Genomic DNA, 17,019 nt, shown 5'->3' on the forward strand with positions numbered 1-17,019 from the left:
GGGGCGGCCGGCGGGACGCCGCCGGCGGCGGACGCGGCGGTGCGCATCGCCCGCAGGCGGGTGCCGAACAGCAGCTCGGCCTCGTCGAGCTGGGCGCGGGCGCGTTCGGCGGCCTCGCTGCGCTGGTCGCGGTCGGCCGCCTCGTGGATGTCGAGCTCGGCCCGTGCCGCCTCGGCCAGCACCGCCGGGTCGACGGCGCCGACCACCCCCGTCGCCGGCGCGTCGGTCGCGCCGGGGATGTTGGTGGCGAACCGCCACAGCAGCCGCCGCACCTGCGGCGAGGACGCCGCGTCGCCGCGCCCGGCGTGCTCGGCGACGCGCATCGCGGCGGTGAGGAAGTCGGTGCGCGGGCTGAGCGGCCCGACGATCCGCTGCTCCAGCGGCCAGGTGCTCACCGTCACCAGGCCGCGCGCCGCGGCGAGCAGGTCGGCGGTGAGCCCGGCGCACAGGTAGTACGGCCGGGCGTACGGGGCGGCGCGGAAGGAGCGCTCCTCGTCGCGGCGCAGGCTGGTCAGCCGCGCGCCCGGGATCTCGCCGGGGAAGAACGCCGCGTACACCGACCCGATCAGCTTGGGCGCGGCGGGCACCCCGAGCAGCGTGAGGGCCTGGTGGACCTGGTCGCGCACCGGCAGCAGCCCGCGCTCGGCGCCGCCGCCCGTCCGCGGGCGCTCGTCGGCGGGGACGCCGCCGTCGCCGAGCACCGCCTCGTCCCAGGCGCGTTCCGCGCCGCGCAGCTCGGCGCGCAGCGCGCGGGCCCGCACGCGGTCGCCGGCCGCCATGGCGCGCCGGGCCGCGGCGCGCAGTTCGGCGATGAGAACCTCCAGCGCGTCGGGGGTGAGCGCGTCGGGTGACGTCGGCATGCGGCTGAGACTAACGCAGCTTCCCGACAGTTCCAGTGTTTTCCAGTGATCTGAGTGTCGGGCGTGGCGGCGGGGGAGCCGTCAGCGGGGCCTGCGCCAGGTGATCGAGTACCGCCACAGCGCGTGCCTGCGGAACCGCGCGCCCGGCAGCACCCGCAGCGCCTCCTCCCGCACCTGGCCCCACGTCATGTCGGGGTCGGCGACCGGGGCGTCCGGGTTCCCGAGGCGGTGCCGGTTGCGCCACCGGTGGAAGTAGTGCGTCGGCACGGCCACGACGTCGTACAGCAGGTCCGCCGCCCCGCCGTTGTTGGCCAGGCTGACGACCACCAGGCTCCCCCCGGGGCGCAGCGCGTCGCGCATGGCGGTCAGGGCCGCGGTGAAGTCCATGTGGTGGATCGCCGCCACGCTGCAGACGAAGTCGAAGCGCTCGCGCGGCACGTCGTAGTCCAGGAAGTCGGCCTCGACGAACTCGACGTTGTCCAGGCCCGCGCTCAGCTCCCGCGCCCTGGCGACCATCTCGGCGGACGCGTCGACGCCGGTGACGTGCTCGGCGCGCGGCGCCAGCCGCCGCACCAGCAGGCCGTCGCCGCACCCCACGTCGAGGGCCGCGCGGCAGCCGCGCGGCACCGCGCTCAGCACCACGTCGTGGTAGTGCGTGTTGTGGTTCCAGTAGTCCTGCACCGGGTCCGGGGTCGCCGGAAGGGCCACGGGTCCTCCTGGGGGGGCGGGCCGCGCGGGCCGGGCGCGGCGGTCGTGGGCTCGCAGAGCCCTCACGATAACGATCACCGTGAAGGGCTCGGACCTTTCCGCCGCCCCGGCGCGCGCGTGCCGCCCGGACCGAGCGCGCTCCCGGCCGCTCAGGCCGGGTAGCTGGCGAAGTAGGCGCCGACCATGTCGTCGTCGGCGTGGCCGTTGGCCTTGGCGCGGCGGAACCGCTCCCCGGCGGCCTCGTTCATGTCCACCCGGACGCCCGCCGCGGCGGCGGCCTCGCTGATCAGACGGGTGTCCTTCTCGGCGTTGGCCACGGTGAAGCTGGGCGCGAAGTCGCCCGCCAGGATGGACTTCATCTTGGCCTGCAGGTAGAGGCTGTCCAGAGGGCCGCCCGTGACGACCTCGCCGAACAGCGCCGGGTCCAGGTCGAGCGCCTTGACCAGGGCGAGCACCTCGCCCAGCACCGCCGTCAGCGAGATGGCGTAGCTGACGGTCGCCATCTTCAGCCGGGTGCCCGCACCGGCCGCGCCGTCCTCGGCCAGCCACAGCGTCTTCTGGCCCACCGCGCCGAACACCGGTTCCAGCGTCGCGCGCGCCTCCTGCGGGCCGGCCGCCAGGATGATCAGCTTGCCCTGCTCGGCGGGCTGCTTGGTGCCCTGCACCGGCGCGTCGACGAACGTGACGCCGTGCTCGGCGGCCAGGTCGGCCAGCGGCCGCAGCGCGTTCACCCCGACGGTGCTCATCTGCGCCCACACCTGGCCGGGCCGCAGCGCGGACGCGGCCTGCGCCATGGCCGCGCGCACCGCCTCCCCGTCGCTGAGCATGGTGATGACGACGTCGGCGCCGTCGACCGCCTGCGCGGGGGAGTCGGCGACGGCCGCGCCGTCCTCGGCCAGCGGTTCGGCGCGCGAGCGGGTGCGGTTCCACACCCGCACCTCAAGACCCGCCCTCGCCAGGTTGCGGGCCATCGGCGCTCCCATGATCCCGGTGCCCAGCACGGCGACAGAAGGCATGACACACTCTCCGGATTATTCTTGACCGATCGTTCAAATCACTGCGGCGGGGCGGCCGGCAGGGCGCGCAGGGCGGTGTCGACCACGGCGACCAGGCGCCGCCGGTCGGCGCCGGCCTTGCCCTGCACCCGCAGGCCCTGGACGGTGGTGACCACGAAGTCGGCCAGCGCCGTCACGTCGGCGTCCGCCGGCAGCTCGCCGCGCTCGCGGCCGCGCCGCAGCGCCGCCTCCACCAGCTCGGCCAGCAGGTCCAGCGCGCGGCCGACGACGCGCCCGGCCAGCGGGTCGCCCGGCAAGCGCTCCACGGCGGTGTTGGTCATCAGGCAGCCGCGCCGCTCCGGGTCGGCGACCGTCTCGTCCACCAGCTCCAGCAGCAGGTCGCGCAGCACCGTGCGGACCGGCGCGGCGCGCTCCAGCCGCTGCCGCATGCACCCCAGCGACTCCTCGGCGTAGCGCCGCAGCGCCGCCTCGTACAGCCCGTCCTTGCTGCCGAACGCCGCGTACAGCGACCCCCGGCCGACGCCGGTGGCCGCCACCAGGTCCTGGATGGAGGTCGCCGCGTAGCCGCGCCGCCAGAACAGGTCCATCGCGTCGGCGACGGCCGCGTCCACGTCGAACTCGCGGGTGCGTCCCATGCCGCCGACCCTAGGGTTTTCTGTAACGATCAGTCAAGTTAGGGCGGATGTGCGGATCACCCGTAGGCGGGGGCCTCGTCGGAGACGTCGGTGTAGGGGGCGGCGAACAGCTCGAGGGTGCGGTCCAGATGCGCCGACCACCAGGTGACCAGCCCGGCCGGACCCGCGGGGGAGCGGTCGCCGGGACGGTCGTCGCCCAGGTAGCGCTGCCGCAGCGGCGCCACGTCGCACAGGCGCTCCCACCACACCCGGTGCACCGCCGACTGGATCTGCCCGGCGTCCAGGGGGAACGCGGCGCGGTGGCCGCGGACGAACGCGCGCACCCGGTCCAGGTCGAGGCCGGGCTCGTCGTCGTGGGCGAACAGGGACGCGGCGGCGCGCACCACCTCGCCGGCGACCGGCCCGGTGGTCAGCGCGTCCCAGCCCAGCACGGCCGTCACGTTGCCCGACCCGCCGTAGCGCAGGTTCCCGGCGTGGAACGCCCCGTGCAGGTGCCCCACCGTGCACACCTCGATCTCGGGCGGCTGGTGGTCGGCGAACTCGGTGAGCAGCTCGCGGCGCTCGCGCAGCCGGCGGGCGGTGAGCGCGTCGAAGTCGGTGCCGTCGCCGGGCAGCGCGTCCAGCATCCGGTCGACCGCGGCGATCGCGTCGGCGGCGCGCGGCGTGGGGACCAGCATGCTCTGCTGCACCGGCGCGGTGAGCCGGTCGAGCTCGGCGTGCAGGGCGCCCAGCAGCTCGCCCAGCCGTTCGCACTGGACGAACGTCAGCTCCAGCCCGCCGCGCCGCCGCCCCGCCACCCACGGATGCAGCGCGTACGCGGTTCCGGCCGAGGTGACGAGCGTGCGGCCGCCGCGCGCGGGCACCGGCGCAAGGACGGGCAGCCCCGCCGCGTCCAGCCCCGTTGTGACCGCGTGCTGGAACAGCAGCGCGCGCCGGTCGGCGCCGGTGTACCCGGTGAGCAGGTAGGCCCCGTCGGCGGTGTCCACCCGCCAGCGCCTCCGGCCGGGCCGCTCGGCCACCGGTGTCGGCGCCCCGGCGGGCGCGCCGATCGGCCATCGCTTCAGCAGCCGCGGTGGAAGCTCGGTGTCGCAAGCGCTCTGTGACGTCGGCACCCCAGCACCTCGGTGGCCCTCGAACGGATGTTCACGTGCCGACGCTACACGTCCGCCCGGTGCGGCGGAAGCGGAACAGGCGGCCGCGGCGCGCCCGGCGCCGCCCGCTGCCGTCTCAGCGGCGTTCCAGGACGACCACGGGGATGTCGCGGTCGGTCTTGCGCTGGTACTCCTCGTAGTCGGGCCAGGCGGCCACCATCGTCCGCCACAGCCCCGGCTTCTCCTCGGCGGTGGCGGTCCGCGCCCGCGCGGTGAACCTGTCGCCCTTGACCTGCACCTTCACCTCGGGGTCGGCCTGCAGGTTCAGGTACCACTGCGGATGCTCGGGCGCGCCGCCCTTGGACGCGACGACGACGTAGTCGTCCCCGGCCTTCTGGTAGATGAGCGGCGTCGTGTGCTCGCGGCCCGTACGGCGCCCCTTGGTGGTGAGCAGCAGGGTGACCGTGCCCTGCCAGTCGTGCCCCTCGGCCCCGTCGGTCTCCTGGTACCGCTTGACGTGCTCCTTGCCGAACAGCATGGGTCTCCTCTCGGTCGACGGTGGATCATCGAAGATCCTTACCCGGCCGGTGCGGAACAATACGCTGGGCGGATGAGCGATGCGGCGGACACGGCGCGGCGATGCGCCAAGGCGATGTACGAGCGGGACGAGGCGACACGGCACCTCGGCATGGAGATCACCGAGGTCGCGCCGGGGCGGGCGCGGGTGCGGATGACCGTCACCGGCGTGATGGTCAACGGGTTCGGCATCGCCCACGGCGGCTACGTGTTCCTGCTCGCCGACACGGCGTTCGCCTACGCCTGCAACACCCACGATGCCGTCACCGTCGCGGCCGCCGCCGACGTGACCTTCGTGGCGCCCGCCCGCGCCGGCGACGTGCTGGAGGCGGAGGCGGTCGAACGCGTCCGCTACGGCCGCAACGGCGTCTACGACGTCACCGTGCGCCGGGTGGGCGACGGGGTCGTCATCGCCGAGTTCCGGGGTAGGAGCCGCAGCAGGAACGAGAAGGTGATCGCCGAGGCGGAGCCGGACGGACCGCGGGGCTGACGGCGCCGGGACGCGCGGCGCGGAATGCGGCCGGTGCCGCCGCGGCTGTCGTGGCCGGTACCGATCAAGCGACGCCGTGACGGCATGGAGGTGGCCATGGAACTCGGCCGGGTGGGCATCTGGAGCATCGAACTGCGGTCGGACGAGCCCGCGGCGCGTCCGCGGATCGCGGAGGCCGCGGCCGAACTGGAGGAACTCGGGTACGGCGCCGTCTGGCTGGGCGGCAACCCCGGGGTCCACCACGCCAGGCCGCTGCTGGAGGCCACGTCCCGCCTGGTGGTGGCCACGGGCATCCTCAACATCTGGGAGTACGAGCCCGAGCGGGTGGCCGAGGAGCAGACCCTGCTCGCCAAGGACCACCCGGGCCGGTTCGTGCTGGGCCTGGGCGCCAGCCACGGGCCCACGATCGGGGACAGGTACCAGCGGCCCTACACCAAGATGATCGACTACCTGGACCGGTTGGACGCCGCCGGATCGCCCGCCGCCCAGCGGGTGCTGGCGGCGCTCGGCCCGCGGATGCTGGCCGCGTCCCGCGACCGCGCGGCGGGCGCCCACCCGTACCTGGTCACGGTGGAGCACACCCGCAGCGCGCGGGAGATCTTGGGCCCCGGCCCCGTGCTGGCGCCCGAGGTCAAGGTGGTGCTGGAGGACGACCCGTCCCGCGCCCGCGCCGCCGCCCGCGCCCACCTGGAGCGGTACCTGCGGCTGCCCAACTACACCGGCAACCTGCTGCGGCTGGGGTTCGCCGAGGAGGACTTCGCCGACGGCGGCAGCGACCGGCTGCTGGACGCGACGTTCGCGCTGGGCGGCGTCGACGCGGCGGTGCGGCGGGTCGACGAGCACTTCGCCGCGGGCGCCGACCATGTCGCCGTCCAGGTCATCACCGCGCGGCAGGGCCTGCCGACCCGCGAGTGGCGCGAGCTGGCCGTGCTGAACGAGATCTCCTGACGCGGGGCTGCCGCCCCGGCCCGTCGAGGGCCTGGCGGTTCCGGGCGCCCCGGGACGCCGGGCCTCGACGCGGCCGGGTCCTACCGCGGCCGGGGCTCACGCGGTCAGGTCTCGCGCAGGACCTTGGTGAGGAACGTCGCCGTCTCGTCGGGGCGGTGGGCCGTCACGCACAGGTTGTTCATCGTGCGCATGTAGGTGTCGACGTCGGTCGGCTTGTCCAGGTAGAGGGCGCTGGTGAGCTGCTCGATGAACACCACGTCCGACAGGCCGGGCTCGGCGAACCGCAGGATCGTGAACGGGCCGCCCACCGCGGTGTGCCCGCCCGCGCCGAACGGGACGATCTGCAGGGTGACGTTCGGCAGCTCGCACATCTCGATGAGGTGCTCGATCTGGCCGCGCATCACCTCGCGGCTGCCGATGCGGCGGCGCAGCACCGATTCGTCCAGCACCGCCCACAGCGTGGGCGCGCCCGGCTCGGTGAACCGCTGCTGGCGCGTGAGCCGCACCTGGACGCGGCGCTCGACCTCCTCCTCGGCGGCGTCGGAGTGGCCGAGCAGCACCACCGAGCGGGCGTACTCCTCCGACTGCAGCAGCCCCGGCACGAACTGCACCTCGTAGGCGCGGATCAGCGAGGCCGCCTCCTCCAGCCCCAGGTAGGGCTCGAACCAGTTGGGCAGCACGTCGCCGTAGCGGTGCCACCAGCCCGGCGTGTTGGCCTCGCGCGCCAGCTCCAGCAGCGGCGCGCGCTCCTCGGGGTCGGTCACGCCGTAGAGGGTGAGCAGGTCGGCGACGTCGCGCTCCTTGAAGCCGACCCGGCCCAGCTCCATGCGGCTGATCTTGGAGTGGGAGCCGCGGATCGCGTACCCGGCCTCTTCGGTGGAGATGCCGCGGGCCTCCCGGAGCCGGCGCAGCTGCGCGCCGAGCAGGATGCGCAGCACGGTCGGACCGCCGCGGCGCGGGTAGTCGATCAGCCGGCCGGTGGGTGAGTCACCCTCGGCCGGAGGAGGAGTGGGGGCAGCTGCTTCCTGGGGCAAGGGGTCACCAGCCAGTCGACGGGCCCGCTCTCGGGCGGGAGATACGCGCCCCATGCTAGAGGATCGAGTGGGCTTTGTGGGGTGCACACGAAAACACGCGGCGCGGCTGCGCCGCCGTGACGGCATGGAAGCACGCGCGCGCCCGGGGCCGCTCGGCCGTCACCGGAGTGCCGATGTGAAGCGTCGACCCCAACTGTACGCCGCTTTACCCGCCGTTGGGCCCGAAAACCTTCATTTCCATATCTCATCTTTTCTGCAGCCCGGATCAGGCCCCACCGGCACGGCCCCGCCCGCCGCGCGGCGGCCCGGCGGCGGCGGTTCCCCGGGGCGCCGCACGGGCGGCAGGACCCCTGTGACGGCGGTCTCGTGACGGCGGTCTCGTGACGCGGCTCTCGTGATGAAGCTCTCGGCTCACCTGGTGAACTCCGGGAAAGGCCGCCAAGTCCTTGTTGTTGAAGGCGATCCGACCATTCGGCGCAGACCGCCGCACAGTGGGAGAGATCATGAACGCGACACCTCACGAGCTGCCGGAACCCGCATTCCTGACCTCGGGAAAGGTGGGGGAGGCGGAACGGGCCGCCGCCAGGGACGCGGTCCGCGAGGCGCTGGCCGGGACGCACGAGCGGGTCCGGTCCGTGCGCGTCACCCTGAGCCTGGTCGACGACCCGTCCCTGCCGCGGCCCGCGCTCGCCCAGGCCATCGTGGAGACCGACGGCGGGCGCCTGCGCGCCCAGGCCGCCGCCCCCGCCCTCGCCGAGGCGATCGACCTGCTGCGCAGGCGCCTGTCCGTCCGGACGGCCCAACTGCGCGCGGGTTAGGCGTCGCGGCGGCCGACCGCGACCGCGGCGGCGGCCAGCGGCACCGCCGCGTAGGCCAGCAGCACCGCCAGCGCCGCCGGCGGAGCCAGCAGATCCCCGTAGACCGACGGCGCGCCGGCCCCCTCGGCCACCTGGCCGGGCAGGCCGGCGAGCATGAACGAGCCGATCCGCCGGTCCCAGGGCGCGGGCAGGTTGGCCACCAGCAGCGGCACGACGTGCCACAGCAGCACGACGACCACGATCGCGCCGGCCGTCGAGCGCAGCAGGACGCCGAGCGCCAGTCCCAGCAGGGCGAACACCGCGACCGACAGGCCGGCGGCGAGCAGATGCGCCGCCTGGTCGGCGAGCACGAGATGCTGGCCGGTGATCGGCCGGTCCCCGATGATCGCCGCGGACGCCAGGAACGAGCCGAACACCGTGACCTGTCCGGCGGCCAGCGCCACCGCGCCCACCGCGGCGGCCTTGGCCGCCAGCACCGTCCCGCGCCGCGGCACCGCGATGTACGTCGCGCGGATCGTGCCGGTGCGGTGCTCGGACGTGGCGGCCAGCACGCCCAGGACGGCCATGCACAGCGACACCGCCCACGACGTCACGTCCTCCAGCGGGGACAGCGCGAACCGCTCCCGCCGCTGCGGGGGGAGGCCGTCCCAGACGTGGGCGGAGTACCAGGCGAGCAGGGCGGCAAGCCCGACGAACGCGACCGCCGCCGCAAGCGTCCAGAACGTGGATCTCAGCGTGCGGAGTTTGAGCCACTCGGCCGCGAGGACGCTCCCTACGGTGACTCCGGAGGCCGTGTTCGTCATGCGTCCCTCCTCACAAGCAGTACGGCACCGGCTCCCAGGGCGGCCACCACGTACGCGGCCATGACCGCGAAGGCCCCCATGGGCGGCAGCAGCGGGTCCTCGGCCGCCCCTGCCAGCTGCATGGCGAGGTAGGGCAGCAGCACACCGGCCAGACGCCCGTCCCAGGGGGACGGCAGGAACGCCACCACGATGGGCAACATGAACAGCAACCCGCACACGGTGACGATGGCGCCGGCCGTGGAACGCAGCGCCGCGCCCACGCCCAGGCCCACCAGCGCCATGGCCCCCACCGACAGCCCCAGCGACAGCAGCAGCGGCACCGAGTCCAAAAACGGCGCGTCGTAGTCGAACATCGGACGGTCGCCGACGACCAGCCGCGCGATGCCGTGCGTGGCGGACACCTCGGCGAGCCCGGCGGCGAGCACCGGCCCGGCCACGGCCGCCGCCTTGGCCGCCAGCGCGGTGCGCCGCGACGGCACGGCCGTCAGGCTGCTGCAAATCATCCCCGTCGCGTACTCCGAGGTGATCGCCATGGCGCCGAGCACCGCCGCGCACAGCTGCACGTACGGCAGGAACACCGCCTCCAGCGGCTGGGCCTGCTCCAAGACCGCGCGCTGCTGCGCGGTCCCGGCGTCCCACACGTGCGTGCCGTTCCACGCCACCAGCGCCGCCACCAGCGGCGTCGCCGCGACCACGGCGAGCAGGTAGTACGTGGAGCGGACGGACCGCAGCTTGATCCACTCGGCGGCGAGCGCCCCGCTCACTGCCGCGCCCCCTCGGCCGCGTCCCCGCCGGTCAGTCGCAGGTACGCCTCCTCCAGGGAGGCGCCGAGCGGCCTCACCTCGTGCAGCGGGATCCCCTGGGCGGCGGCCAGCTCGCCGATGCGGGCGACGTCCAGTCCGCTCACCGACAGCCCGCCGTCGGGCAGCGTGTCCACGCTCGCGCCCGCCGCCGTCAGCGCGCCCACGAGCTCGCCCTGCCGCGGCGACCGGACGAGGACGCCGCGCTGGAACCGCGCGGCCAGCTCCTCGACGGAGGTGTCGGCGATGAGGCGCCCCCGGTCGACGATGACGAGGCGGTCGGCGGTCATCTCCATCTCGCTCATGAGATGGCTGGAGACCAGCACGGCCCGCCCTTCGCCGGCGAGCGCGCGCAGCAGCCGGCGGATCCAGCGCACGCCGTCCGGATCCAGGCCGTTGACGGGCTCGTCCAGCACCAGTACGCCGGGGTCGCCCAGCAGTGCCGCCGCGATGCCCAGCCGCTGCTTCATGCCCAGGGAGAAGCCGCCGACGCGCTTGCGCGCCACCCCCGCCAGGCCGACCTGTTCCAGCAGCTCCGCCACACGGCGCACGCCGATGCCGTTGCTGCGCGCCAGCCAGCGCAGGTGGTCGTAGGCGGTGCGGCCGCCGTGCACGGCCGTCGCGTCCAGCAGCGACCCCACCTCGCACAGGGGACGGCGCAGCTCGGCGTAGCGTCTGCCGTTGACCAGAGCCGCGCCTGAGGTGGGCGCCGCCAGGCCGAGCAGCACGCGCATGGTCGTGGACTTGCCCGCGCCGTTCGGCCCCAGGAACCCCGTCACGGTGCCACGAAAGACCTGGAACGACAGCCCGTCCACGGCCGTGGTCGGGCCGTAGCGTTTCGTCAGCTCACGTACTTCGATCATGCCGCCAACGGTCGCGTATCACGGCACGGTCAGACATCGGAGCACGAGCCGAAAACACGCCTGCGCCCAGAGGGTGAGGGCGCTCGGCCCCGCGCGCGCTTGTCCTCCCCAGGGATGACATGCCGTGGCCGGAGGCGATCGGGCGTCGGCGCCGTTACGGTCGGCACGTGGCGGAATCGGAGTTGCGTGCCCTGCTGACCAGACGGCTGGACCGCCGTCAGCTCATCGCGTTGGACGCCGCGTTCGCCGTCGCGTACACGCTGATCCTGCTGGGGACGGCCAGTGCCGGCGCCCCTGGCGAGGCCGTGCCGCCCGGCCCGGCCGAATCGCTCGTCATCGCCGGCACGGGACTGCCGCTCGCCGTCCGCCGCCTCTGGCCCGTCGCGGTGTTCGCGCTGGTCCTGGCCCTGACGGTCGTCGCGCTGCTCGCCGGTCTGCCGACCCTGTCGTTCGCCGCCGCCGCGTACGCGCTGTACGCGGCCGCGCTCGTCCAGCCGCGGCGCCGCTGGATCCCCACCGCCGCGATCGGCGCGTTCAGCGGCCTGACGCTGCTCGTCTTCGCCCTCATCGGGCCGCGCGACTGGCACGCCGAACGCCTCCGCGACGCCATGCTCGCCCTGGCCGTCCTCGGCGGGGCGTGGACGCTGGGGCGGGCGGTGCGGGAGCGGCGCGCGCAGGCCGAGCAGTCGGCGGCGCGGCTGGCCGAACAGGCGGTCGCCGAGGAGCGGCTGCGGATCGCGCGCGAGCTGCACGACGTCGTCGCCCACAGCATGAGCCTGATCGCCGTCAAGGCGGGGGTGGCCAACCACGTCGCCGCGGAGCGGCCCGAGGAGGCCCGCGACGCGCTGCGCGTCATCGAGTCCGCCAGCCGCGGCGCCCTCGCGGAGATGCGCCAGCTGCTCGGGGTGCTGCGCACCGGCGGCCCGGCCGACGCCGAGCTCGCGCCCGCTCCGGGCCTGGCCGGGCTGGCGGGACTGGTGGAACGGGCGGCGCTGGCGGGCGTGCGCGTCGACCTGGAACTGAAGGTGGGGGAGCTGCCCGAGGGCGTCGCGCTGTCGGCGTACCGGATCGTCCAGGAGGCGCTGACGAACGTGGTCAAGCACGCCGCCCCGGCGCACTGCCGCGTCCTGGTCGAGGCCGACGGGCGCCAGGTGCGCATCGAGGTCACCGACGACGGGCCCGGCACGCGCACACTGCCCCGCGACCCCGCGCCCGGCGCCGGGCACGGACTGATCGGCATGCGGGAACGCGCCATGATGTACGGCGGTGACTTCACCGCCGGGCCCCGCCCCGAGGGCGGTTTCACGGTGCGGGCCCGCCTGCCGTACGACGACGTGGGGAGCCGATGACCGACATCCGGGTGCTGGTCGCCGACGACCAGGCGCTGGTGCGCGGCAGCTTCCGCCTGCTGGTCGACACCGCGCCCGGCATGGTCGCCGTCGGCGAGGCCGGGACGGGCGCCGAGGCCGTCGAGCTGGCGGCCCGCGAACGGCCCGACGTGGTGCTGATGGACGTGCGGATGCCCGAGATGGACGGCATCGAGGCCACCCGCCGCATCTGCGCCGCCTCGGACGTGCGGGTGCTCATCCTCACCACGTTCGACCTGGACGCCTACGTCTACGCGGCGCTGCGCGCGGGCGCCAGCGGCTTCCTGCTCAAGGACACCCCGCCCGCCGACCTGCTGGCGGCCGTCCGCGTCGTCGCGGCGGGGGAGGCGCTGCTCGCCCCGGCCGTCACCCGGCGGCTGATCGCCGAGTTCGTCCGCCGCCCCGAGCCGTCCCGCCCGGTGGCCCGCGAGCTGGACGGGGTGACCCCGCGCGAGCTGGAGGTGCTGGAACTGGTCGCGCGCGGCCTGTCCAATACCGAGATCGCCGACCACCTGCGGGTCAGCCTGGCCACCGTCAAGACCCACATCGGGCACCTGCTGGCCAAACTGCACGCGCGCGACCGCGCCCAGCTCGTCATCGTCGCCTACGAGACGGGCGTCGTCCGCCCCCGCTCCTGAAGCAGCGGCGTGCGCTGTCCCGGGACACCCGGACCGGTGGTTGCGCATCATCGCTGCGCGACGGAAGGCGACCGCAGACCGTTGCGGCCCGCGAGCCCGACCGCGCCGCACGCGTGCGACCGGGCCCAGTTGGTCAAGGTCGCCTATGAGACGGGGGTGGGAGGGGCGCCCGGAGCGGTGGCGGCGGCATCATCGCTGCCGACTGGCGGGCGGCAGCCGCAGAACGATGCGGTCGGCGAACCCGCCGCGTTCGGCCGCTTTGGCCGCGCGCCGCCGTTCGAGCTCCTCCGGGTCGAGGCCGTGCAGAGCCGCCAGCGCATGGACGACCTCCAGCAGGTCGGCGAGTTCCTCCGGGTCTCCGCTCGCGACGTATTCGCCGGCCTCCTCGTACAACTTCGCCCGCAGCATCGCCGCGTACTCCGGGTCTGCGGCGACGCGCACGTCCGGTTCGCGGCCGTCGGCCCGGATGATGCCGGGGATGCGGTCGCGGACCAGCTTCTCGGCGCGTGCGCCGCCGCTGCCGTCGGGGCGGGACGCGGCGCCGTGGCGGCGGTCCAGGGACTGCACCCACTTCACCGCGACGGCGGCCGTCTGGATCAGTTCCTCGCGGAGCGCGGCGGGATCGGACTCGGCGAGCGCCTCGTAGAACTCCTCGGTCAGCACGTGCCGCCAGGTCAGCTCTCCCCGCGTCCACGCCTCCGCGCAGTCGCGCTTGGCGCGGTCGGCCGCCTCGGCGTACTGCGGCCCGGTGCCGTCGGGAAACTCCTGCACGCCCCATCGGCGGTCCTGCGCGGCGCGTTCGTCGGCGATGTCGTCCAGCACCCGGCCGAGCGCCCCCGGTACTCCCTCGCTCTCCATGGCAGACGACGTTAGCCGCCCGTTGCGCGCGGCGGCGTGATCCAGCAGAGCACGCGGCTCCCCCACGTCGGCCGCCGCGGGAGACGTCGACCCCGGGCGTGGCCACACTGCCGTGGCGGTCCGGCGCTCGCCGAGCCGCCCCAGGCTGGCGCAGGGGAGCCGCTGCCGACGGGCCCCGACCGGCCGATGCCGTCGCCTGCCGACACGCGGTACGCCGTGACCGGCCGGAACTGGCCGTGTTGCTGCGCCGAAAGAACCGTCGAACCCGGGGGCGGTGGCCGCGTCATCGTGGCGGGTCGGCTGTGACCGGCCGCGGATGAGCGCATTGATCAGTGCGGTGGAACACGTTCTAATGGGCCAATGCGTTCGGCTCCGCTGCCGCGTTCGCTGCGCATCGGCTATGGGATCGGCTCCTTCGGCACGGGCACGTTCAGCACCGTCCCCGGCCTGCTCCTGCTCTACTACCTCACCAACGTGCTCGACGTGCCCGCCGGAGTCGCCGGGGTCGCCGTGTTCGTGCCCAAGGCATGGGACCTGCTGATCAACCCGCTGGTGGGACGGTGGTCCGACCGCACGGTGTCGCGGCACGGCGCGCGGCGGCCCTGGCTGCTGGCGGGCGCCCTCACGCTGCCCCCGCTGTTCGCGCTGATGTTCGCCGGGACCTCGCTGCGCGGGGTGCCCGCCGCCCTGTACGTCGGCGGATGGTTCGTGCTCGCCGCCACCGCCTACGCGCTGTTCGAGGTCCCGTACAAGGCCATGCCGGCGGAGATGACCGACGACTACCACGAGCAGTCGGTGCTGCTCACCTGGCGGATGGCCTTCCTCGGCGTGGCGATCCTGCTGTCGGGCGGCCTGGCCCCGCTGCTGGTGAACTCGCGGGGCGGCGACCCGACGATCCCGGGCTACCGGCTGATGGGCCTGGTCATCGGCGCGGTGATGCTCGCCGGGCTGCTCGGCGCGTATTTCGGCACGGCCCGGGCGCCCCGCATCGTCCGATGCGGGCCGGACCGCCCCGCGGCGCACGCCACCCTCCGGCGGCAGCTGGCCGCGGCGCGCGGGAACCGGCCGTTCGTCCTGCTGGCCTGCCTCGGCTGCGCCCAGATGCTGGCCGCCGGGATCATGCTGGCGAGCGCGCCGTACTTCGCGTCCTACATCCTGGCCGACACCGGCGCGATCACCACGATCTTCCTGGCGCTCATCGGCCCGATGGTGCTGGTGATGCCCGGCTGGGTGGCGGTGTCGCGCCGGTACGGCAAGCGCGGCGCCATGGTCGTCGCCGCCGGGCTGTTCCTGCTGGGCGGCGCGTGCCTGACGCTGACCCCGGCGTTCGGCGCGGCGTACGCGCACCTGAGCACGATGCTGGTCGGCGTCGGATACGCGGGCCTGCAACTGCTGCAGTTCTCCATGCTGGCCGACACCCTCGTCTACGACGAACTGCGGTCCGGCGCAAACCGCGCCGGGGTGTTCACCGGACTGTGGACCGCCCTCGAAACCGTCACGATGGCACTCGGCGCGATGGTGTTCGGCTGGCTGCTGGGCGCCGCCGGGTTCATCTCTTCCGACCCCGACAAGCCGGTGGCCCAGCCCGACAGCGCCGTCGACGCCATCCTGTTCGGCGGCACCCTCCTGCCGGTGGTGCTGACGGCCGCCTCCATCGCCCTGACCGCGCGCTACGACCTGACCGCCCAACGGCTCGACGACCTTCGCGCGCACCGCCACCCTGTGAGCCGCCCCGCCGCCTGACGCTCCGCACTGCCGGGCTCGCCTCACCGCGCCCTCGCCCGTCGGCGGATGCGTCGCCGCGGTCGCGACGCGATCAGTGCTGGAGGATCCTCCATCCTAGATTCCGTTCGGACGGATAATCTCACAGCGTGTTCTCCATCGATTCGCTTCTGCGTGACGCCTCATTGGAGCTGCGGGTGCTCGTGCCCGGCCCGGAGGGCGCGCTGGAGGAGCCGATCGCCTGGGTGCACGGCACCGAGCTGCCCGACCCCTCCCGCTACCTGCGGCCGAGGGAACTGGTGCTGACCAACGGACTGTGGCTCGGCCGCATCACGGCCGCCGGGTTCGTCGCCAACGTCAAACGCGCACGAGGGGCCGGCATCGTGTTCGGCCGGCGGCCGGAGGCGCCCGCCACCCCGCCGGAGCTGGTCGCCGCCTGCCGGGACGCCGACCTGCCGCTGCTGGAGATCTCACCGGAGGTGCCGTTCACCGCGATCTCCGAGGCGGTCACCGCCAGGTACGCCCGGGAACGCCAGACCGCACTGATCGGCATGGTCCGCCGGGGGGACGCGCTGGCAACGGCGATCTCCCGGGGTGCGGGCGCGTCCGGCGTCTTGCGGGTGCTGCGGCGCGACCTGGAGCTGCCGCTGGCGGTGGTGGACCGGATGGGACGGCCGCTGGCCGCGGCGGGGGCCGAGCTGACCGCCGAACAGCTTCAGCAGGTGGCCGCCGCGCTGGCCCGCCGCCCGCCGCCGCTCGAAACCGATCTCGGCGCCGCCGGACGGGCGGCGCTGTTCCTGGTGGGCGCGGTCGGAGACGTCGACGCCGCCCTGGTGTGCCTGCGCCCGGCCGGGGACCTGACGCGGGCGGAACAGGACGCGCTGGAGCAGGCGGCCCGGTTCCTCAGCCTGGAGGTCGCCAAACAGCAGGCGGTGCAGGCCATCGAACAGCGCTTCGCCGGCGAGCTGCTGGAGATGGTGCTGTCGGGCGGCAGCAGGGCCGCCGAGGTCCCGGGACGGCTCCGCGCGTTCGGCGTGAACACCGACGACCCCCTCGCGGTGTGGGCGCTGGCGTTCGCCGACGGCGAGGCCACCCTGCCCGGGCTGGCCGAGGTGGTGGGCGAGTTCTTCGCGGCCGAGGGCGTCCCGGCGGTCGTCGCGGGCGGGTCGCGGGACGTCGTCGCCGTGCTGTCGTGGCGGCGCCCCGAAGGCGAGTCGGCGCCCTTGGCGGAACGGCTCGCCGCCGGCGTGGCCGGACGCTTCGCGGGCCGGCGGCCGGTCGTGGGCCTCGGGGGAGTCGCCATGGACCCGACGGGGCTGCGGGAACCGCTCGTGCGCGCCCGAGAGGTCTGCCAGACCCTGCGGCGCGGTGGCAGCGGCCCCGCCGTCCGGTCGTTCGCCGAACTCGGCACCTACCGGCTGCTGCTGGGCGCGCAGGACGCCGACACCCTGCGGTCGCTCGCCGACGGCGTGCTCGCGCCGATCCGCGAGCACGACGCCCGGCGCGGAAGCGAACTGGAGGCGACGCTGCGCGCCTTCCTGGACCACGACGGACAGTGGGCGGCCACCGCGGCCGCCCTGCACGTCCACGTCAACACCCTGCGCAACCGGCTGGCCAAGGTCACCGAGCTGACGGGGCGCGACGTCACCCGCACCGCCGACCGCGTCGACCTGTTCCTGGCACTGGAGGCCGCCGCCATGCTGTGACCGCCGTCGGCGACCCCACGCCGGGCCGCGAAGGCCACGTCGTCGCGCACGACGGACGCGGGGCCGCCGGACCGCGGTCACGACAC

18 protein-coding genes are annotated in these 17,019 nt (G+C 74.7%); 7 read left to right on the forward strand and 11 right to left on the reverse strand.

The genetic code is table 11. The features are described 5' to 3' along the window. The 6 genes from ABD879_RS23910 to ABD879_RS23935 form a co-directional block, all read right to left on the reverse strand. Window positions 1-860: hypothetical protein (locus ABD879_RS23910; protein WP_345023822.1), on the reverse strand; the 860-nt coding region annotated here is incomplete at its 3' end. Between the two features lie 81 nt (window positions 861-941). Then, window positions 942-1,568 carry a class I SAM-dependent methyltransferase gene (locus tag ABD879_RS23915; protein ID WP_345023823.1) on the reverse strand — a complete coding sequence of 209 codons (627 nt, stop codon included), beginning with the start codon at window positions 1,566-1,568 and terminating at the stop codon, window positions 942-944. A gap of 149 nt (window positions 1,569-1,717) precedes the next feature. After that, the gene (locus ABD879_RS23920) at window positions 1,718-2,584 is read right to left on the reverse strand and encodes an NAD(P)-dependent oxidoreductase (protein WP_345023824.1); all 867 of its coding nucleotides are present in this window, start codon (window positions 2,582-2,584) and stop codon (window positions 1,718-1,720) included. Between the two features lie 38 nt (window positions 2,585-2,622). Next, complete coding sequence (locus tag ABD879_RS23925; protein WP_345023825.1) at window positions 2,623-3,219, reverse strand: TetR/AcrR family transcriptional regulator; 597 nt, start codon at window positions 3,217-3,219, stop codon at window positions 2,623-2,625. 56 nt (window positions 3,220-3,275) lie between these two features. Beyond that, on the reverse strand, window positions 3,276-4,331 hold the full coding sequence (locus ABD879_RS23930; RefSeq protein WP_345023826.1) for a phosphotransferase enzyme family protein: 1,056 nt from the start codon (window positions 4,329-4,331) through the stop codon (window positions 3,276-3,278). Between the two features lie 115 nt (window positions 4,332-4,446). Then, window positions 4,447-4,848 carry a nitroreductase family deazaflavin-dependent oxidoreductase gene (locus ABD879_RS23935; protein WP_345023827.1) on the reverse strand — a complete coding sequence of 134 codons (402 nt, stop codon included), beginning with the start codon at window positions 4,846-4,848 and terminating at the stop codon, window positions 4,447-4,449. 72 nt (window positions 4,849-4,920) lie between these two features. Between ABD879_RS23935 and paaI the strand changes: the two genes are divergently transcribed. Beyond that, on the forward strand, window positions 4,921-5,376 hold the full coding sequence (gene paaI / locus ABD879_RS23940) for a hydroxyphenylacetyl-CoA thioesterase PaaI (protein ID WP_345023828.1): 456 nt from the start codon (window positions 4,921-4,923) through the stop codon (window positions 5,374-5,376). Window positions 5,377-5,472: 96 nt separating this feature from the next. Further along, entirely contained in the window at window positions 5,473-6,324 is an 852-nt protein-coding gene (locus ABD879_RS23945) for an LLM class F420-dependent oxidoreductase (protein WP_345023829.1), read from the forward strand. Window positions 6,325-6,428: 104 nt separating this feature from the next. On the opposite strand, the gene ABD879_RS23950 is transcribed toward ABD879_RS23945, so the two are convergent. Next, window positions 6,429-7,295 (reverse strand): helix-turn-helix domain-containing protein, encoded by an 867-nt coding sequence (locus ABD879_RS23950; protein WP_345023849.1) that lies wholly within the window; start codon window positions 7,293-7,295, stop codon window positions 6,429-6,431. 566 nt (window positions 7,296-7,861) lie between these two features. Here ABD879_RS23950 and ABD879_RS23955 point away from each other — a divergent pair. Beyond that, complete coding sequence (locus tag ABD879_RS23955) at window positions 7,862-8,176, forward strand: hypothetical protein (protein WP_345023830.1); 315 nt, start codon at window positions 7,862-7,864, stop codon at window positions 8,174-8,176. Here the strand turns inward: ABD879_RS23955 and ABD879_RS23960 are convergent. Genes ABD879_RS23960 through ABD879_RS23970 form a run of 3 tightly spaced genes read right to left on the reverse strand, consistent with a single transcriptional unit; the run spans window position 8,173 to window position 10,642 of the window. Further along, window positions 8,173-8,979, reverse strand: coding sequence for an ABC transporter permease (locus ABD879_RS23960; protein ID WP_345023831.1), 807 nt, complete (start codon window positions 8,977-8,979; stop codon window positions 8,173-8,175). The genes ABD879_RS23955 and ABD879_RS23960 overlap by 4 nt on opposite strands. After that, complete coding sequence (locus ABD879_RS23965; RefSeq protein WP_345023832.1) at window positions 8,976-9,743, reverse strand: ABC transporter permease; 768 nt, start codon at window positions 9,741-9,743, stop codon at window positions 8,976-8,978. Before ABD879_RS23965 ends, ABD879_RS23960 begins: the two co-directional genes overlap by 4 nt. After that, on the reverse strand, window positions 9,740-10,642 hold the full coding sequence (locus ABD879_RS23970) for an ABC transporter ATP-binding protein (RefSeq protein WP_345023833.1): 903 nt from the start codon (window positions 10,640-10,642) through the stop codon (window positions 9,740-9,742). The genes ABD879_RS23965 and ABD879_RS23970 overlap by 4 nt, the downstream gene beginning before the upstream one ends. A gap of 167 nt (window positions 10,643-10,809) precedes the next feature. Here ABD879_RS23970 and ABD879_RS23975 point away from each other — a divergent pair, with 167 nt between their 5' ends. Further along, on the forward strand, window positions 10,810-11,991 hold the full coding sequence (locus ABD879_RS23975; protein WP_345023835.1) for a sensor histidine kinase: 1,182 nt from the start codon (window positions 10,810-10,812) through the stop codon (window positions 11,989-11,991). Then, window positions 11,988-12,647: a response regulator gene (locus ABD879_RS23980; RefSeq protein WP_345023837.1), complete on the forward strand. Its 660-nt coding sequence runs from the start codon at window positions 11,988-11,990 to the stop codon at window positions 12,645-12,647. The genes ABD879_RS23975 and ABD879_RS23980 overlap by 4 nt, the downstream gene beginning before the upstream one ends. 189 nt (window positions 12,648-12,836) lie before the next feature. Here ABD879_RS23980 and ABD879_RS23985 read toward each other — a convergent pair whose 3' ends face one another. After that, window positions 12,837-13,505 carry a nucleoside triphosphate pyrophosphohydrolase gene (locus ABD879_RS23985; RefSeq protein ID WP_345023838.1) on the reverse strand — a complete coding sequence of 223 codons (669 nt, stop codon included), beginning with the start codon at window positions 13,503-13,505 and terminating at the stop codon, window positions 12,837-12,839. Between the two features lie 360 nt (window positions 13,506-13,865). Here ABD879_RS23985 and ABD879_RS23990 point away from each other — a divergent pair, with 360 nt between their 5' ends. Both ABD879_RS23990 and ABD879_RS23995 read left to right on the forward strand, forming a co-directional pair. Then, window positions 13,866-15,248, forward strand: a complete 1,383-nt coding sequence (locus ABD879_RS23990) for an MFS transporter (RefSeq protein ID WP_345023839.1) — start codon at window positions 13,866-13,868, stop codon at window positions 15,246-15,248. 128 nt (window positions 15,249-15,376) lie between these two features. Further along, the gene (locus tag ABD879_RS23995) at window positions 15,377-16,933 is read left to right on the forward strand and encodes a PucR family transcriptional regulator (protein WP_345023840.1); all 1,557 of its coding nucleotides are present in this window, start codon (window positions 15,377-15,379) and stop codon (window positions 16,931-16,933) included. Window positions 16,934-17,019 lie beyond the last annotated feature (86 nt).

Origin of the sequence: Actinomadura keratinilytica, assembly GCF_039539665.1 — a bacterium.
In the GTDB taxonomy this organism is placed as follows: Bacteria; Actinomycetota; Actinomycetes; order Streptosporangiales; family Streptosporangiaceae; genus Spirillospora; species Spirillospora keratinilytica.

Bases quoted from the DNA above. Each gene is read 5' to 3' on its own strand.
- ABD879_RS23920 (WP_345023824.1), bottom strand. From the start codon at position 2,584: ATGCCTTCTGTCGCCGTGCTGGGCACCGGGATCATGGGAGCGCCGATG.
- ABD879_RS23925 (WP_345023825.1), bottom strand. From the start codon at position 3,219: ATGGGACGCACCCGCGAGTTCGACGTGGACGCGGCCGTCGCCGACGCG.
- ABD879_RS23935 (WP_345023827.1), bottom strand. From the start codon at position 4,848: ATGCTGTTCGGCAAGGAGCACGTCAAGCGGTACCAGGAGACCGACGGG.
- paaI (WP_345023828.1), top strand. From the start codon at position 4,921: ATGAGCGATGCGGCGGACACGGCGCGGCGATGCGCCAAGGCGATGTAC.
- ABD879_RS23945 (WP_345023829.1), top strand. From the start codon at position 5,473: ATGGAACTCGGCCGGGTGGGCATCTGGAGCATCGAACTGCGGTCGGAC.
- ABD879_RS23955 (WP_345023830.1), top strand. From the start codon at position 7,862: ATGAACGCGACACCTCACGAGCTGCCGGAACCCGCATTCCTGACCTCG.
- ABD879_RS23960 (WP_345023831.1), bottom strand. From the start codon at position 8,979: ATGACGAACACGGCCTCCGGAGTCACCGTAGGGAGCGTCCTCGCGGCC.
- ABD879_RS23970 (WP_345023833.1), bottom strand. From the start codon at position 10,642: ATGATCGAAGTACGTGAGCTGACGAAACGCTACGGCCCGACCACGGCC.
- ABD879_RS23980 (WP_345023837.1), top strand. From the start codon at position 11,988: ATGACCGACATCCGGGTGCTGGTCGCCGACGACCAGGCGCTGGTGCGC.
- ABD879_RS23985 (WP_345023838.1), bottom strand. From the start codon at position 13,505: ATGGAGAGCGAGGGAGTACCGGGGGCGCTCGGCCGGGTGCTGGACGAC.
- ABD879_RS23990 (WP_345023839.1), top strand. From the start codon at position 13,866: ATGCGTTCGGCTCCGCTGCCGCGTTCGCTGCGCATCGGCTATGGGATC.